The organism is Anaerovorax odorimutans (assembly GCF_024459955.1).
GTDB lineage: Bacteria > Bacillota > Clostridia > Peptostreptococcales > Anaerovoracaceae > Hominibacterium > Hominibacterium odorimutans_A.
In genome coordinates, this window is sequence record NZ_JANFXK010000001.1 from 64,165 (window position 1) to 83,330 (window position 19,166).

The following is a 19,166-nucleotide window of genomic DNA, read 5'->3' on the forward strand; positions in this document are numbered from 1 at the left end:
TTATCGAAAATTCCTTTCTGTCAATTCCGCTTATACCCTCTGCAACATTATAATATTATAGAATTGATATCAAGGTATTGATATTCGATTTAGAATATGATATATTTAATCCTACGAGGAGGTAACATCATGAATCCTGAAGAATCATGTCTTGTACTTTTAAAAGAATTAGAAACGAATATGGAAAAACATATGAATAATGCAATGAGAGAACTGGATATTACGGTTACTCAGGCCAGAGCATTGGTAACCTTGCAAAGTTTCCCGAAAAAACAGGCATCCTTAAAGAACTTAGAGAAAAAACTCCAACTTTCACAATCTGTTACAGTGGGTATTATAAAGCGGTTAGAGCAGAGAAATTATGTTGAAAGTTTCGGAGATTCTGAAGATAAACGGATCAAAATTGTCCGTATAACGCCGTTGGGAGAACGCCAATGCAAAGCGTCTCAGAAAATTTTAACTCGTTTGGAAAACAGGTTTTTATCAGCTTTAACAGAAGAAGAACATGTGGTTTTCAGCGCTCTGCTAAAAAAGGTGAAAGCTGCTATGGATTAGAAATACAGGAAATGCCACACAGCTGATGTTTCCTGCATTATAAAAAGGTCCGCGAAAGCGGGCGTTTTTCATGAAAATAATAATACCATGATATTAATATCTTGGACTTGAAAAGGAGGATTTAAAGATGAAGAAAAAAATGTCACTTGCGGATTACAACGCTATGCCGGTTCGGAAGGCAGTTACCCACAACGCTGTTCCAGCTATGTTTACCATGTTAATGGTGCTTGTCTACAACCTGGCGGATACTTTATTTATCGGTTTGACACATGATGCCTATCAGGTTGCGGCGATTTCATTGGCAACGCCCCTGTTTATGATGTACTCAGCATGTTCTAATATATTCGGAATGGGTGGAACCTCGGTTATCGCTAGGGCAATGGGGCAGCAGAAAGGCGATTATGCGAAAAAAGTCTGTTCCTTTTGTATGTGGACGGCTACAGCTGTTGGAATTATCTTTGCCATCCTATTTTTTGTTTTTGCAAAACCGATTTTAACGGTACTGGGGGCAAGTCGGGATACGCTTTCCCTGGCCAACAGTTATCTAACGATTGTGGCTTTTGCAGGACCGCTTGCTATGATTTCCGGTACATTTTCAAAGATTCTTACAGCCGAGGGGCAGCCGAAAAAGGCAATGATGGGCTCCATGATTGGAAATATTTTAAATATTATCCTCGATCCGATTATGATTCTGGGGTTCCACTGGAATATTGCAGGAGCAGCCATTGCAACCTTAATCAGCAATATGGTTGCCGCGGGTTATTACCTTCTTTATTTTGTGCGCGGAAATTCCTCTCTCAGCATTAAAGTCAGGGATTATACCCTTAAGGGTAAAGTATGCTCCGGCGTGCTTGCCATAGGAATTCCCGCAGGACTCGGCTCTATGGTAATGGGCGTTTCCGTTATGTTCATCAATAATTTAATGGCAGGCTATGGAGATATGGCGCTGGCAGGCAGCGGAGTAGCCACAAAAATCACTATGATAACCGGAATGCTGTGCATTGGAGTCGGTCAGGGAGTACAGCCGCTGCTGGGCTTTAGCATTGGTGAAAAAAATCAAAAGCGTTTTAAAGAAACGTTCCGGTTTTCACTGATCTTCGCTTTTATTGTAGGCTTGATTATGACCGGTATCTGTTATTTGTTCCTGGAACAGATTGTAGGTGTTTTTTTGACAGATGTAAACGCCTATCAATATGCGTTTGGATTTGGCAAAATTCTTCTTACAACCAGCTCGCTATTTGGTATTTTTTATGTATTGCAGAACAGTATTCAGGCAATGGGAATGGGATTTGCGGCACTGATTGTAAATATCAGCAGACAGGGGCTCATTTACATTCCTCTGCTGTATGTATTTAATCACATATTAGGCGTGAACGGATTGATTTGGGCACAGCCGGTCGCGGATGTGCTGGCTCTGCTTCTTGCAGCCGTTTTCGTTTTCATTTCTTATAGAAAGCTGTTTTGTAAAGTGGACATGGTATCCGCGGAGGCATGTATTTGAGAGAAATTTGCCGAGTGCGCCTTCTCCACCTGGGCGTACGAATAATTGCGGTTTTTTATTATGCAGGAAATAGGTTTTGGCATTTGACAATTCTCAGTGCGGCGTATTATCATTAGAGGAAACCTTTTCCCCGTATTTACTTCGTATTATATTGGAAGGAACAACTATAATGCTTGTAATTCTTACAAAAATCGCAATTATTTTTTCTATGGCCGGTGTCGGCTTTATAGCCAACAAGGCTAAGGCCCTGCCCGATGAATCCAACGGATATCTGATTTCGCTGCTGATGAATATCACGGCCCCCTGCATGCTCCTCACCTCCATAACCGGAAAGGAGCTGACAGCAGATACCTTCAGCGCTACCATAGAGGTTCTGATCGGAACCGTTATTTTTTTCCTCATCGGCATGGCGGTTTCTTATGGAATCGTTAAGCTCCTGCGTATTGACCCGGCGGACCAGGGCGTCTATATGAGCATCCTCACCACGGTTAATACCGGCTTTATGGGCTTCCCTGTCACCAAAGCCGCCTTTGGCAATGAAGCGCTGTATTTCATGGCGGTCAGCAATATTATTCTCAATATCTACCTCTATTCCCTGGGGCTCCTGCAGATCAACATGGGCAGCAAGCGGGAATTCAAAGGGCTGAAAAAGACGCTGAAGCCCATGCTCAATATGTGCTCGCTGGCGGCAATTCTGGGCATCATCATGCTCTTTGCCGGGCTAAAGCTGCCGTCCTTTCTCAATGAGCTGATTACCGGCATCGGGGATATCACAGTTCCCCTGTCCATGATCGTAGTGGGCGTTCAGCTGGGCAGCAGCAAGATCCTCAGCATTATCCGAAATCCCAAGCTGATTGGCATATCGCTGATTAACCTGATCCTCTGGCCGGCCCTCACCTTTCTCGCCGTCAACTGGCTGCCGCTTCATCAGATGACTAAACTCATCCTTACATACGCCGCAGCATTTCCCACGGCAGTCATCGTGGTGGCCCTGGCTGCCAAGGAGCGGAAAAACTCGCAGCTGGCCGCAGAAGGAGTTGCCCTGACAACCCTTTTCTCAATGGCTACGCTGCCCATCATCACCATGCTGCTCTCTGCTTATTACGGGCTGTAATTCGCCCGCTTCTAAAAAAGAAAGGACCTTACAATCCAAATACCGCCCGGATTGCAAGATCCTTTCTTTTATTGAGCATATTTTTTATTCAGACCAGCTGCAGAAAGCGGTCTTTCATACTGCACTTCAGCGGATATCCCAGCTCCTTAAAGGTTTGATCCATGGCTCCAAGGGTTTCGGCCATATCGGAAACATTGGCATTTTCCCCCATGTGCCCAATACGAATTACCTTTCCCGCCAGCACATCGAAGCAGCCTGAAATCATCACCTGATACTTGTTCTGCATAATGGACAGGATCTGCTCATCTTTCAGATTCTCCGGCACCTCAACCACGGTCACGGTATTGGAAAAGCCTTCATCTAAATACAGCTTCAGCCCCGCCTCTGTAATGGCTGTTCTCGTCGCAGAAGCAATTTTCTCATGGCGCAGGAAAATGTCTTTATCCGCTTTCACGTTATCCACGGCAGCTGCCAGCCCTTTGATATCACTGATCGGCATGGTATATGGGAACCATTTGTCCCGATAGTAATTTTTGAACGTCAGGATATTGGCATAGAAGGATGCGATAGGAGTTTTGCGGCTCTCCATAGACTCCATGGCCTTGTCACTGACCCACAGCAGCGTCAGTCCCGGAGGCGCTGACAGCGCTTTCTGTGAGCCTCCGCAGAGGATGTCGATCTTGCTCTCATCCACATTCAGGTATTCGCCAAACATGCCGGCAACGGAATCCACTGCCGAAAGGATTCCGAATTCAGCCAGCAGATTGCAGATCGCTTTCACATCATTGAGTACGCCGCTGGGCGTGTCACAATGAACAACTGTGGCATACTTAAAATCAGCGTCCTTTTCCAGGTAATCTCTCAGCGCCTGCACATCTACAGGGCGTTTATAGTCACAGGTATACATCACTGCTTTTCCACCGTACAGAGTCACAAAGTCCGCAAAGCCCTTGCCGAAAATTCCGTTATCGACCACAAGGACCCGGTCCCCCGGCTCAGTCAGCGAAGCGCAAGCCGCTTCCAGCCCCAGAATTCCCTCGCCGCCCAGTATATAAGCTCTGCCGCTGGAATAGAGCAGCTCATTTAAGTCATCACACACCCTTTTATAAAACTCATAGAACTCCAGGTCCAGATCCGGATTGGTTGTTTCCAGACTCCTGGCCATTCTAACGTTTTCCCGCACCTGCGTCGGTCCGGCTGTCATTATTTTATACATTCACACGTTCTCCTCTTAAATCTTAGCAACGAGTTTTCTCAATCGGTCAGCAATGGGAACTACTATGATTCCGGCTGCAACTACCTGCACGATATTGCCCGGTATGGAGCCAAAGGGCACGATCCAGTTCTGAAACAGGATTACCTCCGTAAAATAATAGCCCACCACTTTAATCACCAATGCGGCCAGTACCGCCAGGGCATTGAATATAACCGGTCTGGCCCGTCCCTTTTCCGAGATGGTGCCCGCCGTATATCCCATCAGGCCCACAATGACAAAGGTAAAGGGCGCCCAGGCTGTCCACCCGGAAATCAGGTCGAAAAGTCCCATCCCAAATGCCCCCGCTATGGCTCCGGTCTTCCTTCCGAAAAGGAAGGCAGCCAGAAACAGCGGCACATTTCCCAGATGAATCAGTCCGCCGTTGCCGATCAGAGGTAGACGGATATTGATGAATGCTGTTGCCACCAGCGTCAGCGCGATAAACAGCGCATTGATTACCAGCGTTTTAGTCGTACTCGTTGTTTGAACAGTTTCTACACTTCGCAATTATGATTCCTCTTTTCCCGAACAGCACCCTCTGCGTCAGCTGTTTCGCCGGGGCTGTTTCGATTCTGTTTTTCATTTTTGCGATCGCTCTTATAGCTTACACGAAAACTATTCTCTTTAAAATACGCAATTTTATTTATATTTATAATAGCAGATTGGGAATTTACGTGTATTTATATTGGTTTAAGGTACAGTTATTCAGATACAGTTTAAAATCAATCCTTTGCCAGCACCAGCCGCGCAAAATGCTCAAAGCTCCAGTCCTCAAAGCCTTCTATACTGTCGGTGGCTTTTAAAAAGAAACATTTTGGGATTTCTCCGCATTTCAAACTGTCTTCTACGCATAAATCGCATCCTTGGCTGTGGTTTGCCGGGTTGAACTGGCAGCTTGTGTCCGTACATGGACAAAATGATAATTTACTCATAAGTTTTCTCCTTTTCTCAAACATTGTTAAAATTTTCGAATCCGCACCGCCGGTTTGCCCAAAACCGACTCCCGGATTTTTCCCCAAACATTCATCATGGTGTTTTCCAGGTCGATCATACTGCGCCCCAGGAAACGGGCGACCAGCAGCCTTTCCGTAATATTGCCGGCAGCGAAACGGACATTGCCGCCATGGATGCAGGTATTCAGTTCTTCCGCCAGATTCTTCGCCAGGGCAGGCGCGTAAACATAAACCGTCCCATTGACCAGATAGCCCTCCAGCATTCCCGCCTCCCGCAGATCCATGGTTTTGGGCTCGATTCGGCTGTTGTCATAGACCATTAGCCGGCCATCGACATAGATCTTCGTCTTTGAGGCGTACAGATCATAATCGAAGATTTCTCCCCGGGAAACCCGCCCTGCCGTAACCATATCGGAGGCAATTAAAATGCCGTCTTTATCTAAGTAAAAAATATTTTCCAGCAAGGTCTTTGATTGCGCAAAGGGAACATTATGCTCCGGCAGATATTCCAGGGCACTGCCTTCTCCCACCTGAAAGCGATTGACGATTTCCGCATGGCCGTCCTCCATCTTATACAGCTTGGTACTGGCAGGCGTCGTGATAAGCGCCCGACTGTTCTTCTCCAGTATGATTTCCGAGAAAAGCCGGTCATGCTGCAGGACTCCGCCGCTCGGATTGAGAAGATAAACAAAGGCGGTTCCGTCCTCGTCCTGATAATGGGGAGGCATGATCTGCAGCGGCAGTTTGAAATACTGTCTGGCAAGATAGGTCCGCCCGTCTTCCCGTTTTCGGAATACCAGCATCATTTTTCCCGTCGGCATCTTCATATCCTCTCCTCAATCTTCAAGCAGCATATCCTTTTTAATCCAGTCAATTACTTCATCCACACCCGTGCCGTCAAAAAGATCGGTAAATACATATGGACGCTTTCCCCGCTGGGCTTTGGTATCGCGGTCCATCACGCTAAGATCGCTGTGGACATAAGGTGCGAGATCAATTTTATTAATAACCAGAAGGTCAGACTTTGTGATACCCGGGCCTCCTTTCCGCGGAATTTCTTCTCCCTCCCCTACATCTATAACGAAGATCAGGCCGTCTGCCAGTTCCGGACTGAAGGTAGCGGCAAGGTTATCGCCGCCGCTTTCCACAAAGATGATATCCAGATCGGCAAAACGGCCGGTCAAAACATCAATTGCGTCTAAATTCATTGAAATATCTTCCCTTACCGCCGTGTGCGGACAGCCGCCGGTTTCCACCCCTAAAATCCGCTCCGGAGGCAGCGCCTCAGCCCGGGTCAGGATCAGGGCGTCCTCTTTGGTAAAAATGTCATTGGTCACTACTGCCAGCTCATAATCACTGCGCAGCCTTTTGCACAGCTGCCCGATCAGGGCTGTTTTTCCTGAGCCGACCGGCCCGCCCACCCCGATTCGTATTGGTTTTCGCATTTGTTCTTTCCTCCTTTCAGGACATATACAGTCTCACCGGCAGTGTTTCGTGTACAATGCCGGCAATATCCATTGCCGGGCAAAAGTTGGATACCTCCGCCAGCGGTCTGTTTATACTTTCATCCACACAGGTTTCCATAAGCGGCTGCAAACCCAGCAGGAGCTGCTGCGCCTGGGTATTGCCCAGGGGAATCAATTTTACGCCGCTCTGCACCAATGCGTTTGCCGCGCTGAACACAAAAGCGCCCAGGCTGCTTTCCAGTCCCAGCCCAAGTCTGCCGCATACCAGACCGTAGGCCACGGGATAAGAAATTCCTTTATTCGCCGACAGCTTACGGAGCCGGCAGATATCTTCATCTGCCAAAAGCTCCGCCGTTATCCGCAAAAAGGCTTTTCCCATCCTCAGACTGGCCTCACGGCTTTCCTTGGTCACCTTTACCGCGCGGCTGAATTCTTCCAGTTCCAGAATGGCTTCTATTTTCCATTCCGGCGCTATCCGGTACGCCGCGCACAGAATCGGGCCTTCGCACCGGCTGACAGTGCTGGCCAGATAGGTTTTCAGAAAGGAATTAAAAGTTTGTGCATCTGCGACAGCTCCGCAGGCAACATAGGTTTCCAGTCCCCAGGACTGGCTGAATCCGCCGGTGGGAAAGGTCCCGCCGGCAAATTGCATTAAAGAGAATAATTGTTTCTGCCCGATTGTCATTGATCTGCTCCTCTACCTGAAAAAGTACCTCTGCGCCAACGGAAGCTCTTCCAATGGATGGCAGGTAATGTGTTCCCCGTTGACAAACACTTTATACGTCTCGGGATCAATACGGATATCCGGGCAGAGGCCATTGCGCACCATATCGGATTTGCGGAGATTTCTGGTGCTGCTGACAGGGGCAAATTTGGCTGCTGATCCCGGCAGCTTTTCCCCCAGCCCGTTTTCCACAGCTGCTTTTGTGACAAAAATTTTACTGTGCCTCGCTATGGCCGCAGCTGACAGCGTCGCGTACTGGGGCCTGTAAATCATCGGCTCCGCCACCTCGATGGAGGCATTCACATCGCCGGAAGGGGAGTACACAAGCAGCCCGCTCTTGAATACCATCGTCGGCTTTGCGCCAAAGAAAGCAGGCTTCCACATGACAATATCCGCCATCTTACCGGTTTCCAGGGAGCCCACATATTCACTGATACCAAAGGTAATCGCCGGATTGATTGTATATTTGGCAATATAACGCAGCACCCGTTGGTTGTCACTGCCTTCATGATCCTCCGGCAGCGGCCCTCTCTGACGCTTCATTTTGGAAGCCAGCTGCCAGGAGCGAAGCACCGATTCACCCACTCTCCCCATGCCCTGAGAGTCGGACCCCAGCATGGAGATAGCGCCCATATCGTGGAGAACGTCCTCGGCAGCAATGGTTTCTCCCCGGATTCTGGAGTCCGCAAAGGCCACATCCTCCGGCACCCTGGGGTTGAGATGGTGCGCCGACATGATCATATCCAGATGCTCGGCAACCGTATTAACTGTGAAAGGGTTGGTCGGATTGGTAGAGGAAGGGAGGATATTCGGCTCCCCGCAGACCTTCATGATATCGGGAGCATGTCCGCCGCCGGCGCCTTCCGTATGATAGGCATGCATGGTCCGGCCGCCGATAGCCTCGAGGGTGCTTTCTACAAATCCGCTTTCGTTGAGCGTATCCGAATGGATCTGCACTTGAAAATCAAATTCGTCCGCTGCGTCCAGACAGCATTTTATTACCGCCGGAGTCGCCCCGTAATCCTCATGCAGCTTCATCCCGATGGCGCCATTTAACGCCTGTTCCCCAATCGTATCCGGCAGACTGGAATTTCCCCTTCCTAAAAATCCGGCATTGATCGGCAGCATTTCATGAGCCTCAATCATTGCATGGAGATGAAACGGCCCCGGGCACTCGATGCTCAGGGTCTTTGCTCCGGTGCCTCCTCCCAGCATGGTCGTGATTCCGTTGCTGAGGGCTTCCCATACCTGAGCCGGTGATTCGAAATGAACATGGACATCCAGTCCTCCGGCCGTTGCAATAAGGCCTTCCGCCGAAACCACTTCCGTACTGGCTCCGATCACCAGTCCGGGGGTAATATCCATGGTGTGCGGATTTCCGGCTTTGCCGATTCCCACGATCGTTCCATCCCTGATGCCGATATCGCCTTTTATAATGCCCAATTTGGCATCTATGACCACCGCATTGGAGATACATACATCCAGAACACCGTCAGCTGCTGTTTTCCCCGCAATCTGACCCATTCCGTCGCGAAAAGTTTTTCCGCCTCCGGAAAGAGTCTCGTCTCCATAACATTCCGCTGCGTAATCTTTTTCGATTTCTATAATCAGTCCTGTATCAGCCAAATGGATCCTATCGCCGGCAGTAGGGCCATACATATCACAGTATTCCTGTCTGGATAGTTTCATAGCCATTATTTCTCTCCTCCCCGCTCCAATTGCTCCGCCGCTTTTAAGGCTGCTGCCCGCACGCCGGGATCGTCAGCCTGACCCATCGTCATGCCGCGAAAACCAATCACTGTACGGCTGCCGGTATATGGGACCAGACTCACTTTTTTGTCTTCCCCCGGCTCAAAGCGCACAGCTGTGCCCGCCGGGATATCCAGACGCATCCCCAACGCTTTTTCCCGCGGGAATTTCAAGGCCGGGTTAGCCTCAAAGAAATGGTAATGGGAGCATACCTGGATACAGCGGTCGCCGGTATTATTGACTGCCAGCCGGATTGCCGGCTTGTGTTCGTTAATTGTAACAGGTTCGCTCCTGAAAATTATCTGCCCGACTTGATATTTCATGTTTTCCTCCTAATCGTGCATAGAAACCAGCTGCTCCATTGGGATCGCCTCCCCCCGCCGCTCCAGTCGGACCGGATCTTGTATGGACAGCAGCTTGTTTCCGTCGGGAAGCAGGACCTCCAGCTGGATCAGAGGCATCAGCGCTGCCGTTCCCTCCATGACATCCTCTTCTGTAATAATCATCGATCCTGCTTCAGCCAGGTCAGCCAGGGAACAAGTTCCCGCCCGCGCCCGCTCCAACAGCTCATCGCAGATAATGGCGGAAGCTTCCACATAGTTGAGCTTTACGCCCCGTTTCCACCGTCTCCTGGCCACCTCTGCCACATTGAATATCAAGAGCCTTTCCTGTTCCTTTATCGTCAGGTTCATAGATTTTTCTCCTTCTTTTTTCTAAGGAAGCGGCAATCAGGCGGCATCTCCGGGATTTAGTCGTGGTACCCGCAAGATGCCGCCCTGCCTATATGTCAGAAGTCTTGTTTGCTGTATATAACTTTGCCGTTTTTTATTGTGCATAGAGCTTCCATGTCATAGATCTCCTTTGCACTGGCATATTCATAAGGATCCCGGTCGATAATCACCAGGTCAGCCTGTTTTCCGATTTCGACCGTACCCTTCTTGTCTTCCTGGCGGACGCTGTACGCCGCGTTTGACGTGTACATTTTCAGCGCCTCTGTGACGGAAATATTCCGTATGGGATTGTCGCCGTTTACACAGGTGGCGATATCCGTCAGTGGATCGATGGGAGTTACCGGACAATCGGAGCCGCCGATCACGGTGATCCCCTTTTCAATAATCCGGTTGAACGGGTCCCAGCGGTCTGCTCTTTCCCGCCCTAAGATCATTTCGAATTCGCCGCCTTCTTTTTTATCCCACAAGTAAGTGAAGCCCGGCTGCATGGAAATGATGAGATCCAGATCTGCCGCCATTTGAATCTGCCCTTTTGTCGGCAGGCAAAAATGCTCAATGCGATGGCGCAGATCTTTTTGCCCCTGCTCCCGGATTACCCGATAATAGGTATAGATCAGCTGGTCGATGGCCCGTTCGCCGACAGCGTGCATACTGCACTGTATTCCTGCGCGATGGGCTTCCGAAACCACTTTATAAACCTCATCGTCATTATGATACAATACTCCCCGCAGCTCCGGCGCTGTCACAAACGGTTCAAAATTCGCCATTGTATATTCGAACAGTGCTCCGTCCAGCGTCAGACATCCCCCGACTCTCGGCAGATCCCTGTCCAGAGCTTTCCGCACGTCCCAGGTCTGATAAAAGGGAACGATATCAATGGCCAGCTGGCTGCCCCGGTCCAGGATCAAGTCCAAATCCCTGTCGTCTTTTACAAATTGACCAAACAATCCGTGTATGGTCGTAGCTCCCTGGGACGCTGCGTATTCTGCGCAGTCCTTTATAAATTTCCACAGCTCGTCATCGCTCAGAGATCCCAGGATGTTGGCGGTAGCCAGAAAGGAAGATTCGTCAGAGGAATATACCCCGCTGGCTATGCCCTCTGTTTTTTCCACACCCGGATAATCCTCCGGCACCTGCGCCACTTCCACGCCCTGGGAGTTAACGGCACACCCGTGGAGCGTAGCGGCAAAGATAACCACTTTATGACCCTCGCAGATTTCATCCAGCTCCCATCTTGTAGGGTAGCGATTTTCCTTTATGTTCTGCGGCACATAGTTTACACCATATATCCAGCCGTTACCGTCCTCCGCCCGGCACCGTTCTTTTAACTCGCTCAACACCTCCGAAATATCCGCGCAGTTCTGCAGATCGACTCCGTTGAGGTTAATTCCCGCGTTCAATACGTGTACATGGCAGTCGGTAAGCCCCGGAAGGACCGTTGCTCCCGCTGCGTCAATGGTCCGCACGGCCTCATCCTGCGGCTGTCCCTGCCCCAGCCTGGCAATGGTCTGATCGCTGACAGCAAGCCAGTCATACCGGTTCAGATCCTGGTCCATAGAAATAATATTGGCATTTTTAATGATTAAGTCATACTTCATACGCCTTTTCTCCTTTCACACAGAGTACAAATGACTAGCTGATCTTCTCATGCAGCTCCTCTTCGCTGATCCTGTTTTTATAAAAGAATTTATCAGAACAGAAGATTCCTCTCAATACTGCTGAAATCAGCAGGAAGCATGCCATTAGGATAAAGGCCGGCGTATAGGAACCGGTCAGGTCGTATATAAGTCCCACGATGGAAGATCCAAAGGCCACGCCCACGGCGATAAAGATATTCAGGTAAGATATAAATTTTCCGATCTCCTTTTCTCCGAACATATGGTTCATTACCAACGGAGAAATAACGTTGACTGCCGGACAGCCAAAGCCATAACCCAGGATTAAAACAATTACCAGCCATGGATAGTGCGGTATTGCGATGGTTGCGATAAAGGCAATGGCAAAGATAATCGATACGGTAACGGCTCCTCCGCTGAGTTTGAACCTGTCGCAGTACGCGCCGACTACAATCTGTCCGATCGTCAAGGCGCCGAACATCAGAGAAAATACCGAAGAGGCCAGAGTATTGGATAATCCCCCCAGCTCCAGGAATGGCATCGTATGACTCAGCAGTGTGCCCGAAGCAATGGTAATGGAAGCTGCCGACAGCAGCACGATCCACGTTGACGGTCTTTTTATAGCCCGCTTGAAAGTAGCCCCTGTTACATCCTCCTGGTTTACCGGCACATCCTCCGCGTCGCCTTTACGCACAAGCCCTTTTTCCTCAGGCGACCATTTCATGAAGACCAGGACGCACGGAATACAAATCACTACCAGGCAGAGCCCGATAATCAGATATCCGATTCTCCAGCCAAAGTTCTGCACGATAATGTTCATCAGCCAGGACATAATCATTGCGCCCAGCGGGGAAAACAGTATGCCCAGAGCAAGGCCCCGCAGCTTCATTCCGAACCAGTTGCTGATAATTACGGTACACGGGGTACTTGTCAGCAGTGAAAAACAAAATCCCATGGGAATTGATAAAAGGTAGAACTGCCATAATTCCTGAGCCGCCGCAAAGCCCGCAAAAGATACGGCGCCGCATATGGCTCCAAAAATCATGATCTTTCTGATGTATTTCTTGTTCATCTTATTCTGGAAAATGAACAGCGCCAATACGCTGGCCAGACACTGAATGGTAACATAGATTGAAAACTGTCCTATGGAAAATCCCAGATCGGTCGTCACCGGTAAAAAGAATACCCCGGTAATGGACACAATACATGAATATCCAAATACAATCAGAATAAATCCCGCGATTGTCGCCCACCAGCCAAAATACACTTTTCCATTACTATCAAAGATTTTACTTTCTTTCATTGCTGCGCTCCCTTCTTCTCATACTCTGCGATTATTTTGATTCATATACGATTTTGCCTCCATTTATAGTCATTAGTGGTTTCATTTCATAAATCTCATGGGAATCCGCATACTGATACGGATCTTTATCGACAACAGTAAAGTCGGCATCTTTTCCTGCCTCAATGGTTCCCTTGCGATCTTCCAGATGAACGGAATAGGCTGCATTGGCCGTAAAAATTTTAATGGCTTCGGTTACCGATACATTCCTCCTTGGGTCCGGGTTCTTGATGCAGCAGGCAATGCCATAGAGCGGATCAACGAGAGATACCGGCGAATCGGACCCTCCGCAGATGATGCCGCCGCGCTTGATGATTTCCGGGAAAACCTCCATACGGTCCGCACGCTCTCTGCCAAACAGCAGTTCATAATATCCGCCCTCTGGCTGTCCCCACATGCCGGTGAAGGACGGCTGCATGGATGCGATCAGCCCTAATTCTGCCAGCATATCCATATGCTTGTCCGTAGGCAGTGAGAAATGCTCAATGCGATGGCGCAGATCCTTGGGTCCCTGCTCCCCGATCACCTGCTTGAAAATGTAGATCAGCTGGTCAATGGCTCTGGTCCCCAGGGCGTGAAAGGCACATTGTATATTATTGGCGTGGGCCTTTGATACCAGCTGGTAGATCTCTTCATCCGTATGTAATAAGAAACCGCGACGCTCAGGATGCTCCGGATAAGGTTCCTCCAGAGCCATGGTGTATTCAAAGCCTGCTCCGTCCAGAGTGAGGCAGCCTCCAATACGGTTCAAATGGTAGGGTTTGATTTTCTCCAAATCCCAGGTCTGATAGAACACTTCAATGTTGATTGGAAGTTCATCGCCTCTGTCGATCACCAGATCGATGTCCTTATCTCCGTCAACAAATTGACCCATCAGACCGACCATAGTCGTTACGCCCTTGGCGGCGGCATAGTTGCTGCAGTCCTTAACAAAGTCGAAAAGACGATCCTCCGGCAGCTGCGCAAAGATTTGTCCCATAACCGGAAACGCGGCATCATCGGACAAAAGCACGCCCTTTAATTCCCCATCTTCATCTTTTTCAACATCCGCCACGTCCGGAATGTCTACTCGGTCCATAGCTTTGGAGTTCAAAGAAATTCCATGAAGCGTCTGCGCTGCGATCATAATCGGATGCCCGTTGCAAATCCGGTCCAGTTCCGTTTTATTGGGAAACCGCTCCTCTTTCATGTTTTGCGACATAAAGCCTGCTCCGAACACCCAGGAGTCATCATTCTGCTCCCTGCACGCGTCGCCTAACAGTTTCAGCACTTCGTCAATGCTTTTACTTTCCAGCAGATTCACACTGTTTAAAAAGAAACCTGTAGGCATAACGTGGGCATGGGCATCAAACAGTCCCGGCAGGACAGTCGCGCCCTTTAAATCGACGGTTTCTTTTGCGGCGGCGGTTTCCGGCGGCTTTCCGAGTCCCACCTCCGAAATAATCCCATCCTTTACAGCCACCCAGTCTGCTCTCTGCTCCGATTCATTCAGCGTTATAATGTTCCCGTTCTTTAATATAAGATCGTAATTCATGTTTTTCCTCCTCCCCTGTCTTCCATGCTTATTTTATCTGCCATCGACCCGTTTTTTCAATAATCTGAATTTTTATTTATTTACTCACCTGTTGTAGTTCTACTCATTTTGAGTAGAGGTTGGACATTTTTGATTATTGCGATAATCAAAAATATATATTATCCTCTTTTATATGGACTTCGTCAGGAGGGCGCGTATGTCAGATTATATTGAAAAAAATGAAATGAGCCTGCTTAGTCACATCATTTATACGATTTATAACACTCCGGACATAGACAAAATGCGTAACGAAATTCTCTATCTCATCCGATATGAAGTTCCCTTTAATACCGCGAATTTTTTTCTGTCAACCCCGCAGCCCAACGGCAGTTACTCGCTCACCGATTGTGTAAACGTCAACAACCTGGAAAATGATCTGGGGCTGCATGAGGTAATCAAAAAATATATGGAAACCTGCTCGGACATCGATGTCACCCACTGGCTCTGTGACACGAAAAAATCCATTACATACCGTTCTACTGACTTTCTGTCCGAATCCGCGCTGAAAAACACACGCTATTATAAAGAAATGTTCGAGCCCTATGGAATCCATTTTGCCGCTCAGCTTGTTCTGGCCCACGACAATATCTGCGTGGGGCTTCTGACCTTGTTTCGTTCAAAGAACTCGCTTAATTTTACGGACAAGGAGATTTTTTTCCTGGATAATTTAAAGGATCATCTCTCCAAGAGGCTCTACCAGGCAAAGGTTCAAAAGGATTCCGGCAATCCCGATGTTTCTCTGTACCGGGAGAGCTATAACTTAACCAATCGCGAATACGAAGTTTTAACACTTTTGTATGACGGAATTTTAGAGGAGGATATCGCGGAAATCCTGTGCATTTCAAAGAATACGCTGAGACGGCACCTTTACAACCTCTACAATAAATTAGGTATTCAGCATCGTTGGCAGCTCCATTTCCTGCAGAAATAGCTGCCAACGATGCTGAAATTGAAAGGAGAAAACTTATGTTTAGAGAAATGAGACTTAAAGAACAGCAATTATCTGAGAAGGAATCCATTGAAATCATCAAGAACGCCACTCATGCGACATTGGCAATCAATGGGGCAGATAAATATCCATATTCCGTTCCTATAAGCCATATTTACAGTGAGGGGAAAATTTATTTTCACGGCGCGACGTCAGGTCAGAAATTTGACCTGCTGACCCGCGACCCTCATGTTTCAATTTCAGTAATTGCTTTTGATGATGTACAGCCGGCAAAGTTCACGACCTTTTACAAAAGTGTTATCGCCTATGGCGATGTCAGACAGCTGAAAACTCCTGAAGAAATCAAAGCGCCTATGAGGCTTATCATAAAAAGGTTTTGCCCGGGAATGGAAGAGGCCGGAATAACGTTCCTCAATTCCCAGCTTGGAAATTTTTATGTTTATGAAATGGACATTAAGCATATGACTGGGAAGCAATCTGAATAGACAGGTTCATCCAAACGATTCACATGAGTCCGGTATCGCGCAGATACCGGACTCTTTAAGCACTTTTTTACGATCCGGCGCAGCAGGAGGCACTAATGGATATTAGCAAGGATTATGATTTATTTCTGGAAGCGATCGCAGGACTTATGGTAATTGATAAGCAGGGAAACGTAGTTTACATGAATGAGCAGTGCGCTGACTATATCAACGTGGACCGGGAAAAATCCCTGGGCAAATACGTTACCGAGGTGTTTCCCTCTTCCAATATGCAAAACCTTTTGACAGGTCAAAACAAATTCAATACCAATTTTTATTTTCAGGATGGGCGTATGAGCGTCAGTACACAAACGCAGCTGCGAAAGGACGGAGAAATCGCAGGAGTCCTGGAATACGATATGATTCAGGATATCGACGCGCTGGATGACCTGCTGTCAAAGTACGGCGAAACCCTGAAGGATGAAATGGATTACTTCCGCGAACAGGTACGAAATTTTAAAAGCACGAAATATTCCATACACAACATTCTTGGATCATCGCAGAAGGTCAAAGCGCTGAAACGGCAGATTGAGCTGGCGGCCGCGTCGAATTCCACGGTCCTCATTTGCGGGGAAACAGGAACCGGCAAGGAACTGGTGGCCCATTCCATCCATAATTTAAGCGCACGGGCTTTTAACAACTTTGTCAAAGTAAACGCCGCCGGTATGGCAGAAACGCTCATTGAATCCGAGCTGTTCGGATATGAAGAAGGAGCCTTTACAGGTGCGAAGCGAGGCGGGAAAAAAGGAAAATTCCAGCTGGCCGATCAGGGGACCCTGTTCATTGATGAGATTAATCAGATGCCCATGTCACTGCAGCCAAAGATTCTCAGGGTGCTCCAGGAAAAAGAAATTGCTCCCATCGGAAGTGAAAAAGACATTGTGGTAAATGTGAGGATGGTGGTGGCGTCAAATCAGGACCTGCGCAAGCTGGTGGGCAAGGGTGAATTTCGAGAGGATCTCTATTACCGGCTGAATGTCTTTCCGATCAATGTTCCGCCCCTGCGAGAGCGGCTGGAGGATATTCCGGAATTAGTAGAAGCAAAGATCGCGGACTTAAATAAAGAGTTGGGGAAAAATATCAGCCGGGTAGAGGCGAATGTATATCATAAGCTCGCGGAATATGACTGGCCGGGCAATATCCGGGAGCTTTACAACCGGGTAGAGGCGGCTATGAACTATGCTCAGGGCGAGGTGCTGCGTATGGAGCATTTCAATTTTCGCACGGATAACAGTAATCTCAGTCTTGAAGAGCTGAATCAGTATGGCAATCCAATTGAAGAGGTCAAAAAAGAAGCTGAGCGAAAGCTGATTAACGAAGTGCTGATGCGCTTTGATTACAATAAGACCCAGGCAGCGGAGTACCTGAAAATTTCCAGGCCCCTGCTTTATCAGAAAATGAAGCGGCTTAAAATTCCACTGTAAGAAAACAAATTATTTACTAAAAAACAGAACCTATTACAGGAAAAACGTAAGCGGAAAATGACATTGTCCGCGGGCGCTTACACAGAGCGCAAAGTGCCATTATTATGTAAATCATCTAAAAATCCCCTGAGATGGAGTGTAAGTTTGAACTTATACTCCATTTTTTTAGTTGCTGAAAACGTTGAAAAATAGCCATTTTATAATTGGCACGCTTATTGCTCTATACTGTAGCCGACTGTCTATGGATCCAACAGTCCTAATAAAATTTATCTTTATTATTTACGTTATGAAAAAGAAAGGAGCTATTACTATGAGTAATGCGGTCAAGAAAGACACAAAAAACTCGTTGGAAGAATTCGGGTATGAGCAGGAGCTCGACCGTGTTCTGGGCCTGCCGGCAGTATGCCTTTTCGGCTTTGCCTATCTGGCGCCATGCACCATTTTTTCTTACTTCGGACTCGTCAACGGCAGCACCCACGGCATGATGTCCTTCGCCTATTTTATCGCGACCACGGCCATGCTGTTCACTGCTTTAAGCTATCGGCAGATGGTTAAGGCCTATCCCATCGCGGGGTCTGTTTACAACTATACCTCCCGGTCGATCAATCCAAATGTCGGCTTTTTATCAGGGTGGGTAATCCTGCTGGATTATATCCTGCTCCCCATGATTAACTATATTATAGCCTCCGGCTTTATTCCCCTTATCCTGCCGTCCATTCCCGTATGGCTGGATATGGTGATTCTGGTTCTTATCGTCACAACGATTAACCTGGTGGGAGTAAAAGTAATGTCCACCTTTGACAACATTTTTATCATTATACAGTTTGCCTTTGTACTTACGGCAATTATTTTTGCAGTCAAGGTAATTGGGCAGCACGATTACACGGTCTTTGATATCAACGGATTTATCAACACTTCCGAATGGTCGAACGTCGGTCTTAACGGAGTTGTTTCCGGCGCCGCCATTCTCTGCCTCTGTTTCCTGGGATTTGACTCTGTAACTACTCTGGCGGAAGAAGCCAAGGACCCGGCAAAGACAGTGGGCAGAGCCCTCCTCATCATCACCCTGTGCGCCGGCGGCCTTTTCATTATTTCCACGTTCCTCTTCCAGACCGCATGGCCTGAAGGCTGGAAGGAACTGGACCCCAATAACGGATCCTATCAGCTGCTGGGATATCTGGGCGGTCAGTTCATGGCAACGCTGCTGTGCTGGGTTATGATTATCGCCTGCCTTGCCTCAGCCATTTCATCACAGGCCTCCTGCGCGAGAATCCTCTACGGAATGGGACGTGACCATCAGTTGCCGCACAAGTTCTTTGGCCACATTAATAAAAAGTTCAAAGTTCCTGATTACAACCTGATCCTTATTGGAGTGGTATCTCTGGCATCGATCTGGATCAGTCTGGATGTGGGATCGACGATGATTAACTTCGGAGCGCTTCTGGGATTTACTATGGTAAACGTTTCCGTATTCGCGCATTATTGGGTAAGAGAAGGAAACCGCGGCCCTGCTGCAGTATTTAAGTTTATCATTCTTCCTGCGTGCGGCTGTGTCATCTGTCTCTATCTGTGGGTAAACCTAGGAAAATGGGCTCTGATTATCGGATTTATCTGGCTGATCATCGGTGGAATTGCTCTGACCATCAACAAGAAGAGAGGAACAAGCCTCGACCTGAATAAGTAATGCAGGCAA

At 48.1% G+C, this 19,166-nt stretch carries 19 protein-coding genes; 7 read left to right on the plus strand and 12 right to left on the minus strand.

Going from position 1 to position 19,166, the window contains the following annotated elements; all coding sequences use genetic code 11:
* Window positions 1-129: 129 nt before the first annotated feature.
* From NE619_RS00320 to NE619_RS00330, 3 genes are all read left to right on the plus strand, one after another.
* Window positions 130-555 carry a MarR family winged helix-turn-helix transcriptional regulator gene (locus tag NE619_RS00320; protein ID WP_256130377.1) on the plus strand — a complete coding sequence of 142 codons (426 nt, stop codon included), beginning with the start codon at window positions 130-132 and terminating at the stop codon, window positions 553-555.
* Between the two features lie 127 nt (window positions 556-682).
* Entirely contained in the window at window positions 683-2,056 is a 1,374-nt protein-coding gene (locus NE619_RS00325) for an MATE family efflux transporter (RefSeq protein WP_256130378.1), read from the plus strand.
* Window positions 2,057-2,225: 169 nt separating this feature from the next.
* The gene (locus NE619_RS00330) at window positions 2,226-3,170 is read left to right on the plus strand and encodes an AEC family transporter (RefSeq protein WP_256130379.1); all 945 of its coding nucleotides are present in this window, start codon (window positions 2,226-2,228) and stop codon (window positions 3,168-3,170) included.
* An 88-nt stretch (window positions 3,171-3,258) separates the two neighbouring features.
* Here NE619_RS00330 and NE619_RS00335 read toward each other — a convergent pair whose 3' ends face one another.
* The 12 genes from NE619_RS00335 to NE619_RS00390 form a co-directional block, all read right to left on the minus strand.
* On the minus strand, window positions 3,259-4,386 hold the full coding sequence (locus NE619_RS00335; RefSeq protein WP_256130380.1) for a pyridoxal-phosphate-dependent aminotransferase family protein: 1,128 nt from the start codon (window positions 4,384-4,386) through the stop codon (window positions 3,259-3,261).
* A gap of 15 nt (window positions 4,387-4,401) precedes the next feature.
* The gene (locus tag NE619_RS00340; protein WP_256130382.1) at window positions 4,402-4,932 is read right to left on the minus strand and encodes an ECF transporter S component; all 531 of its coding nucleotides are present in this window, start codon (window positions 4,930-4,932) and stop codon (window positions 4,402-4,404) included.
* A 215-nt stretch (window positions 4,933-5,147) separates the two neighbouring features.
* Window positions 5,148-5,357 carry a DUF6485 family protein gene (locus tag NE619_RS00345; protein WP_256130383.1) on the minus strand — a complete coding sequence of 70 codons (210 nt, stop codon included), beginning with the start codon at window positions 5,355-5,357 and terminating at the stop codon, window positions 5,148-5,150.
* A 26-nt stretch (window positions 5,358-5,383) separates the two neighbouring features.
* On the minus strand, window positions 5,384-6,205 hold the full coding sequence (locus NE619_RS00350; RefSeq protein ID WP_256130384.1) for an urease accessory protein UreD: 822 nt from the start codon (window positions 6,203-6,205) through the stop codon (window positions 5,384-5,386).
* A gap of 9 nt (window positions 6,206-6,214) precedes the next feature.
* Complete coding sequence (gene ureG / locus NE619_RS00355; protein WP_256130385.1) at window positions 6,215-6,823, minus strand: urease accessory protein UreG; 609 nt, start codon at window positions 6,821-6,823, stop codon at window positions 6,215-6,217.
* A gap of 16 nt (window positions 6,824-6,839) precedes the next feature.
* The gene (locus NE619_RS00360) at window positions 6,840-7,529 is read right to left on the minus strand and encodes an urease accessory protein UreF (RefSeq protein WP_256130386.1); all 690 of its coding nucleotides are present in this window, start codon (window positions 7,527-7,529) and stop codon (window positions 6,840-6,842) included.
* A gap of 12 nt (window positions 7,530-7,541) precedes the next feature.
* Window positions 7,542-9,263, minus strand: a complete 1,722-nt coding sequence (gene ureC / locus NE619_RS00365) for an urease subunit alpha (protein WP_256130387.1) — start codon at window positions 9,261-9,263, stop codon at window positions 7,542-7,544.
* Window positions 9,263-9,640, minus strand: coding sequence for an urease subunit beta (locus NE619_RS00370; protein ID WP_330640605.1), 378 nt, complete (start codon window positions 9,638-9,640; stop codon window positions 9,263-9,265). The genes ureC and NE619_RS00370 overlap by 1 nt, the downstream gene beginning before the upstream one ends.
* A gap of 9 nt (window positions 9,641-9,649) precedes the next feature.
* Window positions 9,650-10,009 (minus strand): urease subunit gamma, encoded by a 360-nt coding sequence (gene ureA, locus NE619_RS00375; RefSeq protein ID WP_256130388.1) that lies wholly within the window; start codon window positions 10,007-10,009, stop codon window positions 9,650-9,652.
* Window positions 10,010-10,104: 95 nt separating this feature from the next.
* Window positions 10,105-11,646, minus strand: a complete 1,542-nt coding sequence (locus NE619_RS00380; protein ID WP_256130389.1) for an amidohydrolase — start codon at window positions 11,644-11,646, stop codon at window positions 10,105-10,107.
* 34 nt (window positions 11,647-11,680) lie between these two features.
* A complete protein-coding gene (locus tag NE619_RS00385) occupies window positions 11,681-12,967 on the minus strand; it encodes an MFS transporter (protein ID WP_256130390.1) in 1,287 nt (428 codons plus the stop codon).
* Between the two features lie 31 nt (window positions 12,968-12,998).
* Window positions 12,999-14,540, minus strand: coding sequence for an amidohydrolase (locus tag NE619_RS00390; protein WP_256130391.1), 1,542 nt, complete (start codon window positions 14,538-14,540; stop codon window positions 12,999-13,001).
* Window positions 14,541-14,736: 196 nt separating this feature from the next.
* Between NE619_RS00390 and NE619_RS00395 the strand changes: the two genes are divergently transcribed.
* From NE619_RS00395 to NE619_RS00410, 4 genes are all read left to right on the plus strand, one after another.
* The gene (locus tag NE619_RS00395; RefSeq protein ID WP_256130392.1) at window positions 14,737-15,510 is read left to right on the plus strand and encodes a helix-turn-helix transcriptional regulator; all 774 of its coding nucleotides are present in this window, start codon (window positions 14,737-14,739) and stop codon (window positions 15,508-15,510) included.
* 35 nt (window positions 15,511-15,545) lie between these two features.
* Complete coding sequence (locus NE619_RS00400; protein ID WP_256130393.1) at window positions 15,546-16,013, plus strand: pyridoxamine 5'-phosphate oxidase family protein; 468 nt, start codon at window positions 15,546-15,548, stop codon at window positions 16,011-16,013.
* A 95-nt stretch (window positions 16,014-16,108) separates the two neighbouring features.
* Window positions 16,109-17,473 carry a sigma-54 interaction domain-containing protein gene (locus NE619_RS00405; RefSeq protein ID WP_256130394.1) on the plus strand — a complete coding sequence of 455 codons (1,365 nt, stop codon included), beginning with the start codon at window positions 16,109-16,111 and terminating at the stop codon, window positions 17,471-17,473.
* Window positions 17,474-17,783: 310 nt separating this feature from the next.
* Window positions 17,784-19,157 (plus strand): APC family permease, encoded by a 1,374-nt coding sequence (locus NE619_RS00410; RefSeq protein ID WP_256130395.1) that lies wholly within the window; start codon window positions 17,784-17,786, stop codon window positions 19,155-19,157.
* The last annotated feature ends 9 nt before the right edge of the window (window positions 19,158-19,166 follow it).